Source organism: Weissella oryzae SG25 (genome assembly GCF_000691805.2).
GTDB classification, from domain to species: Bacteria; Bacillota; Bacilli; order Lactobacillales; family Lactobacillaceae; genus Weissella; species Weissella oryzae.
Genome location: NZ_DF820508.1, coordinates 1 through 9,791, shown reverse-complemented (window position 1 = coordinate 9,791; position 9,791 = coordinate 1). Strand labels below are relative to the sequence as shown.

Below are 9,791 nucleotides of genomic sequence, written 5' to 3'. Positions count from 1 at the left end.
CGTCAGCAATTTGTTCAACAGTTGCTCCGGCTTCTAATTGCTCACAGAACTCTGCATATCTTTCCTCGTAAGACCATTTATTTTTTCTAGGCATTTCAAAACGGGCTTGCAGTCTTTTCACCCTTGGCTGATTAACTAAATATCTAATTCTGTCTGTGCTAATTGGATACCAAACATTACTGGTTTATCAGTATTCATTCCCAACTTTTGAACAATGTTTGAATAATCAGCCAAGTTAAATGCAATTTCCATCTTTACAACGCCATCTTTAATTCGAATATTGTTAAATCCACCCATGAAAATTAAACGATCATCAGTAGAGTTATCTTGAATTTGCTTATTGATATCTTGTTCATTCATTTTTTCGCCTCTTTTATAGTTTTACTAAATAATTAGTGTTGTTTTATCGTTTAAATCTAACGGAACATTACATTAATGCCGATTAAATAGCTCTATCTACCACAATCCTACTTCTTGCTCATCCTTAACAATTTCAAGTCGAATCGTTTCGGCCTTATCTGGCTCCGCTGCTTTAAAGCCTTTCCAATTAAGATAGCCTCGAGCTTGTGCTTCAGCTTTTAATCGTTCATTATAATTTTTCATTCTGTATAGCCTTTCAAATCTATAAACTGGTTTAAGTCGTCTATCTCGCCAGCCTTCTCAACTATCTCTTCTGCAAGTTCAATAATCTTAGCTGTGTTTTCAACATCAGTTTCTTTTACATTCATTTGCAGCGTATCAAGGTCAGCGTACAACTCATCTAAAGCTTCTCGTTGCTCTTCTGTCATTTAGTTCACTTCCAAATTTCTATACTGATTGCTCGTTGAAAACTTGTCCGTTTATAACTATGTTTCTCAATAATTTGTGCATCATCAAAGCCAAAGACAATCTGCATAGCATCAAGTGTTGGCTTTTCCATATTGTCTAAATCTTTAGTTGAACGCTTATTTTGCTTCAAGTTTGTTTGATAGAAAATGATACTAACCATTAATTCATCTTCTGAATCAAAAACTGCTTTAACCTTATCTTGAATATCATCTAGTGCTTCAATCAAAGCATCCTTATAGGTATGATATTTTTTCCCGCGATAAACTGCCCCAGTTTTTGTATTATGGCTTAAATCGTTTCCGCTCCCAAAATCAACGTCCAATGCAATCAATCCTGAAAATACTTTTTTACCGTAAAAAGGTTTAAACATATTTCCTGTATCTAACTTATTATTCAACTGCGTAAATTCTTGTTTTAGGAAATTTACCAAGCCCTTTATAATGTTATTATCCATAAAATCTCACTAATTCACCGTGTATGTTAGTGTATGATTGTGTGTACGATAAAAACGTCTCTAACCATTGATATAATAGTGTTTAGCAGGAAGTGTATGATAAATCATTTATATTTATACTTATATTATTTTTTACTTTTTTTATAATGTTGAAGATAAAGTAAGAAATAAGATACACAAGCTACACAAACCCTTGGTACATAGGCAAACAATCATACACGTAAGCTACACTTCTTCATACACTCATCCTACACTCAATCAACTACATACTGATTTCCTGAGTTGGTTCTTTTTTTTCTGTGCCATTGAGTCATTTTTCTACCAAAAGATCGTTCACTCATCGGCTTCTCTTCCGGTCCAAAGTCATACATGACATCATAAAATTCTACATAATTGTCATACAAAACTTTCGCTGCATATTCACCCGGTTTCAATGTGTCATGCCAAGCAATAAACGGGTCGATTGCTACCATATCATCAACGATATTGTTTTCAATCTGCAAGTTAGATTTAACTGCTTCTTGATACTGTTCAATCGCATAAGTTGCCAACCTTGGTACTTCTTTTTGCAATTCATGTTCCGGAAATAAACTGTTTCGTTTAGCAATTTCAGTAGCATTTCCATCTGCAGCTGGCGCAACTGTTTTAACGATATGTAATCGTCGCTTAATCGCTCCGGCGTTATTAAAAATTGGCATTTCATTAACGTTGATAATCATTTTCGCCGTTATTTTGAACTCCGCCCCGTCAACTCCCTTCCGCTCAATCGGGGAAAGACCGCCGCCAGTGACGGACTTGAATACATCATCTTCTTTAAAACGGACACGAGTTGCATCATCATCAATCATGACAGCTTTATTTACAAATTTTGCTGTTTCGAAGCGAGCATTGTTTCCTTGCAAATTCTTCAATTTGAATGCGCCAACTCGATTAGCTCCAAACATCGCTTCTGTAATCTTAGTAATAAAGTAAGTCTTTCCAGTTCCCCCAATAGGGTCAAGCAAGAATAAAGCACCTTGTTTCCACTCCATATTCGCTTGAAAAGCATAACCAAGCCAGGCCCATACAAATTTTGCGTTCTCACCAAACATATATTTGGTATAGGCTATCCAAGTATCCGGATTTTTATTAGCATCAGGTTCAAAATCGAATCCGCCAATAACATTGAGTTCTTTCTTTGGTGTAAAGAAATTATTCTGCTTAATGTTCAACGTCCAATTTTTGAATGCAATATAATTTTCCTTTACTGAATTATCAAATCCAGCGGAGAAACTTTGAATATAAGCTTTAACATCTCGCTGTAACTCACGCTTTTTATTGTTTGATATTTTAAGCCGATCAGTAATATTAATAATCGTTACATCAATCAAATTGAAAACCTGCTTAACTGGAATTTGTGCCCAATAAGACCCGTTCCATATATAGCCCCAATCATCTTTAACTGCTAGATTGTCATATTTAATTAGCCACTCTGCAAAATCAATTACTGAACTAATCACGTACTTGATTGTCTTGCCGTTGTTTTTAATTTCAAACTCAAGCCATGGTAAGCTATACGTAAATTCAAGTGACATGGTTTCCAAGTCATCATCATTGTGTGGGATTCTAACTTTGCGAAAATCCTGTACTGAACGTAATTCAAATTTATCTGCCATTAATTACGCCCCTTTCAATAATCGCTTTGTCTTTCTAAGAATATCCTTCTCTGGATTATCAAGCTGTTGTGCAATTCCAGCATTGAAAAATGCAGCTAATAAGTCGCTCTCATCAACATCATTAAAGGCTGTTTTAACAGCCCCAATAATTTTGATTAAATTATTATCTCGAACGCCTTTATAAAAGCCTATTTTGTGTTTATCTACATAACCAGAGATGAAGCTAGTCAGGTTCTCTTCGTTTGGTTCATCTAATCGCATAAAATCATCCTCAGGAGCCAATACAGGCTGAAACGTGCTTGCATGATATTCTGCCTTAACCTTGTACCTAAAGCGCTCTTCAACGTCCCACGGTACGATTGAACCCTTTTGCTGAATCGGTAGGCCCATTAGTCGAGAAATAGTCTTTGATGTCGCAATATCAACGCCGTAACTTAGTAAATTAAGTTCATGTTTTGTACGTTGATTTAGGTTTGCAAACAATTTAATCAGCTCGTCAACTGCATCTGAAAGTAAATTCGGATTAATCGGTTCAGCCAGCGGTATAAACAACCTAGAGGCATTTAAATGTTTACCATTCCAGATGCCAGATGGAGTTAGCCATAAATACATTTCAATTTTGCTAATAGTTAAAACATCATAAAACGCATATTTAAGTTCATTCCAATCTGGTACAACATCCAAATCGAAGACAATGCCTTGTATATCAAGGATGTTTTCTCGATTTCTATCAAGCCCCTCAATTAATGCACTAGGAGTAAAATATTGAGCTTGATTCTTCTTAAAGTACTCAATGTCTTCTACCTTCTCATGTTCAAACGGTACAGAGCGTAAATAGTGAATAACATCAAGCTCTTCAATAACGTCATAAGGTCCTCGTACTCCACTCTTCTTAAATGCGTACATAATTATTAAGCGAATGGGTCGCTGGCATTGTTTGGTCCAAAAATGTCATTCATTTCTTTATCTGAAACAGGTTGAGCACCAGTAAATGGATCGTTTGCTTGTGCATTATTTGCTGATGGACGAGGGGAGTTTAAATCTGGTTCAGATGCTGGCATTACCTTGCCGAAGCCAGAGATACGGGGGTTAAAATGTAACTTGCCGTCATTATCAACAGATTTCTCAAATTCATTTACTTCAACAGCGAACTTTGCCTGTTTCAATTTATTCATAAACTCATCGTTAGAAATATCGATTGTTACGCCAACAAAATTGCCACCTGTTGCTGCTAACATTGCATTGATTTCTCGATAACGGAAAGGACGTCCTGATGTTGTTTGAGAATCATCCATAAAGTTATGCATAATTGTTGCACCCTTTTCTGAGCCATCTTGAACTTCAAATTGAATTGTCCGCATGTCCCAACCATTTTTCGTTTGCTTAGCATCCCGAATATCTGAAATCATTACGTTATACTTTCCAGCGTAACCAAGTCCCTTTGCGCCCATTGCAATATCTTCTGCGTTAAATGTAAAAGCCATAATTATTTATCCTCATTTTCTTGTGTGTTAGTTTCAGTACGATTAACAAGTTCATCAGCTCGAATCAAAGTTCGATTGTCTAATCGATTTTTCGAATGATTACCATTCTCTGTGTCTAAGTCTATCCAGCGTTGACCATCTTTTTTATAAATTCTGCCAACGACATCAAAAGGTGCGGTAAAAGCATTGAATGTTTTTTCATTCATATCAGCTTGAAAACGTCCCTCTTCAGTGAGCCCACCGGCTCCATTGTCAACTTGATGCGCCGTAGCAATTACTGTTAAGCCGGTAGTACGTAACCACATAGCAAGATTTCTAAACCATAGTTGTAATTTCTGATAATTTTGGCGTCCGTCCTTGCTTGCACCATCAATATTTTCTAATACCCAATTTTGCAAAGCAGTTATGTTATCAAGCATGATTGCTTGATGATTACCAATTAATTCACCATCAGATGTATAAATTGTTTTTTGAAGCCATGCCATGACAAGTTTCTGCATTTGTGGCGCATCACTATCTTCAAAAGCAAGTACATCAACGTCAGTTGTATCAGCCAAAGCATTAGTAGAACCGTCAAAACTAAAAAGCAACTTCTTACCTTCAAATTGTTTAATTAGTGATGTTTTACCTGTTCCACCATCACCATAGATGAAGTATAAATTCCCAACTTTAGGAATTTCACCGGCTTTATAACTTTTCATCAGCCTTGTTCCTTTCGATTATTTGCCTAGTAAAATCTATGATTCCCTGCAGCTCATGATTTACTTGGTTAATGTCATAACCTCGTAAGTGCATTGACCCAATACCAGCCACAGAGTCATAAACTTTTTCCGTCTTATACTCAATGTCTGTTTTACTCATTGTCATATTCCTCCACTCGTACTTTTAGCGCTTCAATGTTTAAGCCTGGTAACTTACTTTGTAGATTATCTAGCTCTGATTGGGTGAAGCGAGTCTTATGACGGCTATCCTCTAAACGAGTTGAAAAAATAAACCATCTTTCCTGAAAGGCCAAACCAAGCGTTTCATCATTTAAAACATCTCGCTTATTAACTGGTGAAAGTACATAATAAAGTTGTTCTTGTCGAACTTTTGATTGAGCTTCACTTAGTAATGCAGTTAATAAAACAATTTCATTCGTCTGAGTAGTTTCGATTTTTGATACTACTTCAGCATTTAATTCATTAACCCCCTCTAGAAAAAATGTTAATGTTTTAGCGCTTTCTGCGCTTATCAATAAATTATTCAGTGTTGAGATTGCTTCTTGAATATCTGACATGATTAACTCCTATATGTCCGCTTCTTACGTAATACGGCGTTTAAGCGTTTAGCTATAATTTTCAACGTGTGCATATCCTTAGTCATAATTGAGCCAAGAATTTCACCCGTATCAATTTTTACAATGTTGTACATTTGTTTACTCTCCGTGATAAACTTAAAGGGTAAATTTCTCTCAAAATTTATTGATTTTGCACGTTAGTGGTGGCGGCCATTGACGTGCTTTTTTTGCATAAAAATGAACTAGATTAACGAACCCAATTAATGCTCCTCCTGTTGCTAAAATCACTGCAACAAAACCCAAGAGCAGTTTTAAGTCATCAAAAATTATTGCGTGGTACATGTCCTCACCTCCCTTATTTTTGTTTTAATAGCCAATTGTCTATTTCATCTGAGTGATACCTAGTAATTGCAATTCCATACTTATCTAAAGTATGTTTAGGGATCACATTGTGTTCTACTAGTGACTTAAATGAATTCTGACTAATTCCAATGCGCTCATAAGCTTGTTTCTGATTAAGCCAAGGGCTTTTACTATTCATTTTGTTAACCGATTCTGTCAGCTCTTTAATAGCTGAAACAATCTGACTTAGAACTGACAATTACATCACCTCCTTTAAAGTTCTTATCACTGTCGATGGGGGTCGATTAGTTTTATTTGCATCAGCGATAAGCTTTGCATTATTCACGTATTAAAAAATTCAAGCCTTAATTTGAATTAAATTTCTAAACGCAATTGACCTCGGTGACCTAGAAACTTATTAATAAAATATTGCTGTCCTTTGCCGGTTACTAAGGTAGTAGATGTTAGTTCAACAACACCATCTGGTAACTCCTTTGTTTTTTCAACCACTTTAAACAGTTCCAGATTCATAGACTTCTGAGTTGGTTTATTCCATTCTGACCCGTGTTGCTTTTTTAAATATTCGTTATCACGAAGCCATGAGAATAATCGTTTCTGACCTGTGTTAATTCCGTTCTGTTTCATTAACTTGGCTAAAGCTGCAACCTGAATTGCATCATCAGAATTTGTCACTGCATCAGCGAAAGCTACTTTCGGTTTCATTTCTTCAATTTCATCTGATAGGTCAGCTGCCAGACGTAAAGCCTCTGGAAAAGTTTGAGGCACATTAAATTTTGGCTGCTTAACGGCAGCTCGCATATTGAAATACTCATCAACGAACAAGTCATAAATTTCCCAAGCTTTGTCATCTTCAAGAATTTTAAGTAGCTTGGCATATCCTCGCTCGGAAAGCATGTAAATATGTTTTGAATTGGCAACCTGCTTAGCTGTAAATTTCAGATCACTCAAAGTGACCTGAAACTCAGAATGCTTTAAATCGACAATTTCAGTACCATTTTTAAATCGATTACGATTCCGTTCGATATCTTGGTTAATTTCCCTTGCAGTTCGCTCATGAATTTCCGCAATATCACGTACCAACATTCCTCGCTTACCTTGGCCGAAGCCACCTTCGATTCCAGTAAATTCATAACCACCAACATTTTCACGACCAATTACTTTTAATTCATCACTCATTTTCTAAATCTCCTTAATATTTCTACAGTTGTTCAATTTTAAGTTTCTTTCCTTGCTGTCCATTCAACAACACAGTTAGAATATAAAATTTTGAATCCTAGACAAAAAAGTCCGCTTTTTTTTTGGCATTTGCTTCTTTGTTAATTTATTTCTTAACCTTTAAATTTGCTTATATAACCAATCATTCAGTTTCTCAGCTGTGCTTGTATTCATATAACTTTGCTTTCCATTTGCAATTTTCCTTAATGTATAACGATTCACATCAGTTTTTTTTGCTAGCAATAACCAAGTAATATTCAATTCGCCACGCTTGCGTTTAATAGCAAGCTTCAACTCATCTGAGATTTTTACTCTCGAATTCATTGATTTTCCCCTTTCTTTAAATATCCCGTTTGTCATATCAACATCACAATCATAATATCCCGTTTGTCATAATTCAAGTAAATATTGCCAAACGGGATATTTTCATGTATGATTTAGTAAACATTTGGCAATAAAAAGCGAGGTGAAACCCTTGGAAACAAAGGAAATTCTTAAAAAGTTAAGAAATGATAAAGGCCTGACATTAGTGCAACTCAGTAAAGAAGTTGGGATTGCTCAGTCAACTTTATCAAGATATGAATCTGGAATTCGCAAGCCTACAAAAATTGAGCAAATTCAGAAATTGGCAGATTTTTATAATGTCGACTCTTCTTTTATTCTTGGGAAAACAGAGGATCCTCAAGCTTTAGATTTATGGGAAGATGCCACAGGTCACTCCCCCGAAGTAATAGAAACAAAGTTGGCCGAACTTCAAAAATTAGGACTTTTAGGTCCTAATAAACAAAAGAACATCTCATTAGCAGTAGCTTCTTTGGAAGGACTTGCATCAGGTCATGGTAACCGTTCAGCAATACGTGCTGCAACGAATTTACTCACCTTTTCAAACATTGAATCTAATTATTTTATCGATCCAAAAAAAGAACCTAAAGCATTAATGGAAAAATTACGCAGAAAAGAAAATAATTTTGGTGAAGACTGGTACTACGATGATATGGATCCACGACTTATGAAGTTAATTTCTAGCACTTTTACAGCCGCTAGACGAATAATTGAACTTGGTCAAACGGCAATCAACATTAAAGATAATGCTGATACACTATCCACAATTGATGACGCACTTTCGGAACTTCGCCAAAATATAATTGAATTAACAAAAAAATAAAACTGACGTGAGTATTAATCACATCAGTTCAAGAATGGTCAATTTAAAAAAGCCTGCGCAATATTGCGCAATCTTAACTAATAGGTTTGCTTAAAAGATAGCAACTCCACTACGTGCAAACATGATCCACGTTAAAAGCTTAGGAGTAGTCTAATGGCAAAACAAATATGCCCTATTTGTAATGAAACTAAAATGGGATTTTTTAATTCTGAAAAGATTAAAGATGGAAAAATTTGTGAGAATTGCGAAATTAAATTGGGACTAAAATTTGCGAGTGGTAATTACGAAATTTTAAAAGAGCTAACAATAAACCATGCAAAAGAGATGATTGAGAACGGTAAAATATTTGATTATAGCCAAGAGAAAACTAATCGGAAAAGAGAAAAGCAACAGGCTAAAGATAATTATGTGGCAGAGAAGCAAAAAACTAAAGAAGCCGAGGCCGAGGCTAAAGCTGAGTACGATGCTTTACTGCAAAGTTTCAAGGACAATAAGGCGTATAAAATTGATGGTATCTATATAGATCAAAAATCAAAACGTTTCTTCGTACCTCAAACACTATTACGTTCTACTATGCTGGAGCCATTTTCAAATTTCGTCGACTATGAACCTGTTTTGAGAACAAACAGTAAAACCAAACATCACGGATTAACGAGAGCTGTAGTTGGTGGTATTGCATTAGGTGGCGTTGGTGCGATTGTTGGTGCTTCAACAGGGCATAAAGACTACTCAATTATTACGAAAATGAGTCTCATCCTTCGATTCAGCGATAACAAAACCTACGAAATAAAATATATTAATAGCGAAACAAAAGTAGGCCTTATAACAAACGGACTTGAAAAACAAATGAATGAGTTAGCTACTGTGTTAGAAAACATCTTGGCCGAAAATAAGACTTCTGAACCTAATGAGTTGCCTTCTAGTAATTCACTTGCTGATGAACTGACTAAGTTAGCTAATTTAAAAGATGCTGGCATTCTTACCGAAGATGAATTTAATCAACAAAAAGCTAAGCTATTGAATAATTAAGACAGGGCTTGCCGAGAAGTCGGCCACCCTCGAAATCTGGCCAGTTTAATATCAAACCAGCTAAGTAGAGGGGGTCGCAAATCACTACCCCCTTATACTTTTGAAAAAACGTAAAAAATGGAGTTTCGGACTTGCTACCCCAGGTCTGCTCGAATTGTAGTAGACCCACATATTATTGGGTAGGTACAAATCTGTACCCACCCCTGCTTTCTGACTTACTCAAATAGTCATACATAATTCGATGGGGGTCGATATTATGAAAGGCTTCAATTATGAGTATCAAAAAACAAGAAAACGGCACCTACCAAGTAAGAGTGCA

The 9,791-nt window shown here is 35.8% G+C and carries 17 protein-coding genes; 2 read left to right on the top strand and 15 right to left on the bottom strand.

The features are described 5' to 3' along the window. Positions 1–135: 135 nt before the first annotated feature. From TT13_RS10570 to TT13_RS10520, 15 genes are all read right to left on the bottom strand, one after another. Entirely contained in the window at positions 136–360 is a 225-nt protein-coding gene (locus tag TT13_RS10570) for a hypothetical protein (protein WP_027699920.1), read from the bottom strand. 96 nt (positions 361–456) lie between these two features. Continuing rightward, complete coding sequence (locus TT13_RS11420; protein ID WP_190279674.1) at positions 457–603, bottom strand: hypothetical protein; 147 nt, start codon at positions 601–603, stop codon at positions 457–459. Then, a complete protein-coding gene (locus tag TT13_RS10565) occupies positions 600–788 on the bottom strand; it encodes a hypothetical protein (RefSeq protein WP_027699919.1) in 189 nt (62 codons plus the stop codon). Before TT13_RS10565 ends, TT13_RS11420 begins: the two co-directional genes overlap by 4 nt. A 5-nt stretch (positions 789–793) precedes the next feature. After that, positions 794–1,282, bottom strand: a complete 489-nt coding sequence (locus TT13_RS10560; RefSeq protein ID WP_027699918.1) for a RusA family crossover junction endodeoxyribonuclease — start codon at positions 1,280–1,282, stop codon at positions 794–796. A 254-nt stretch (positions 1,283–1,536) separates the two neighbouring features. Beyond that, positions 1,537–2,937 carry a DUF5906 domain-containing protein gene (locus TT13_RS10555; RefSeq protein WP_027699917.1) on the bottom strand — a complete coding sequence of 467 codons (1,401 nt, stop codon included), beginning with the start codon at positions 2,935–2,937 and terminating at the stop codon, positions 1,537–1,539. Positions 2,938–2,940: 3 nt separating this feature from the next. Continuing rightward, a complete protein-coding gene (locus TT13_RS10550) occupies positions 2,941–3,843 on the bottom strand; it encodes a hypothetical protein (protein ID WP_027699916.1) in 903 nt (300 codons plus the stop codon). Between the two features lie 5 nt (positions 3,844–3,848). Beyond that, a complete protein-coding gene (locus tag TT13_RS10545; protein ID WP_027699915.1) occupies positions 3,849–4,421 on the bottom strand; it encodes a DUF669 domain-containing protein in 573 nt (190 codons plus the stop codon). A 2-nt stretch (positions 4,422–4,423) separates the two neighbouring features. Then, complete coding sequence (locus tag TT13_RS10540; protein ID WP_027699914.1) at positions 4,424–5,122, bottom strand: AAA family ATPase; 699 nt, start codon at positions 5,120–5,122, stop codon at positions 4,424–4,426. After that, positions 5,109–5,282, bottom strand: coding sequence for a hypothetical protein (locus TT13_RS11415; RefSeq protein ID WP_190279673.1), 174 nt, complete (start codon positions 5,280–5,282; stop codon positions 5,109–5,111). The genes TT13_RS10540 and TT13_RS11415 overlap by 14 nt, the downstream gene beginning before the upstream one ends. Further along, entirely contained in the window at positions 5,275–5,700 is a 426-nt protein-coding gene (locus TT13_RS10535) for a hypothetical protein (protein ID WP_027699913.1), read from the bottom strand. Before TT13_RS10535 ends, TT13_RS11415 begins: the two co-directional genes overlap by 8 nt. 2 nt (positions 5,701–5,702) lie before the next feature. Next, positions 5,703–5,834: a hypothetical protein gene (locus TT13_RS11675; RefSeq protein ID WP_278279354.1), complete on the bottom strand. Its 132-nt coding sequence runs from the start codon at positions 5,832–5,834 to the stop codon at positions 5,703–5,705. A 40-nt stretch (positions 5,835–5,874) separates the two neighbouring features. Beyond that, a complete protein-coding gene (locus TT13_RS11410; protein ID WP_190279672.1) occupies positions 5,875–6,042 on the bottom strand; it encodes a hypothetical protein in 168 nt (55 codons plus the stop codon). A 13-nt stretch (positions 6,043–6,055) separates the two neighbouring features. After that, complete coding sequence (locus TT13_RS10530) at positions 6,056–6,301, bottom strand: helix-turn-helix transcriptional regulator (RefSeq protein ID WP_027699912.1); 246 nt, start codon at positions 6,299–6,301, stop codon at positions 6,056–6,058. Positions 6,302–6,417: 116 nt separating this feature from the next. Continuing rightward, entirely contained in the window at positions 6,418–7,239 is an 822-nt protein-coding gene (locus TT13_RS11095) for a phage antirepressor KilAC domain-containing protein (protein ID WP_052348635.1), read from the bottom strand. A gap of 159 nt (positions 7,240–7,398) precedes the next feature. Beyond that, positions 7,399–7,602 (bottom strand): hypothetical protein, encoded by a 204-nt coding sequence (locus TT13_RS10520; protein ID WP_027699911.1) that lies wholly within the window; start codon positions 7,600–7,602, stop codon positions 7,399–7,401. 151 nt (positions 7,603–7,753) lie between these two features. On the opposite strand from TT13_RS10520, the gene TT13_RS10515 reads away from it, so the two are divergent. Together TT13_RS10515 and TT13_RS10510 are read left to right on the top strand one after the other, a co-directional pair. Continuing rightward, a complete protein-coding gene (locus TT13_RS10515) occupies positions 7,754–8,443 on the top strand; it encodes a helix-turn-helix domain-containing protein (RefSeq protein WP_052348634.1) in 690 nt (229 codons plus the stop codon). Positions 8,444–8,596: 153 nt separating this feature from the next. After that, positions 8,597–9,472, top strand: a complete 876-nt coding sequence (locus TT13_RS10510; RefSeq protein ID WP_027699910.1) for an SHOCT domain-containing protein — start codon at positions 8,597–8,599, stop codon at positions 9,470–9,472. Positions 9,473–9,791: the final 319 nt, after the last annotated feature.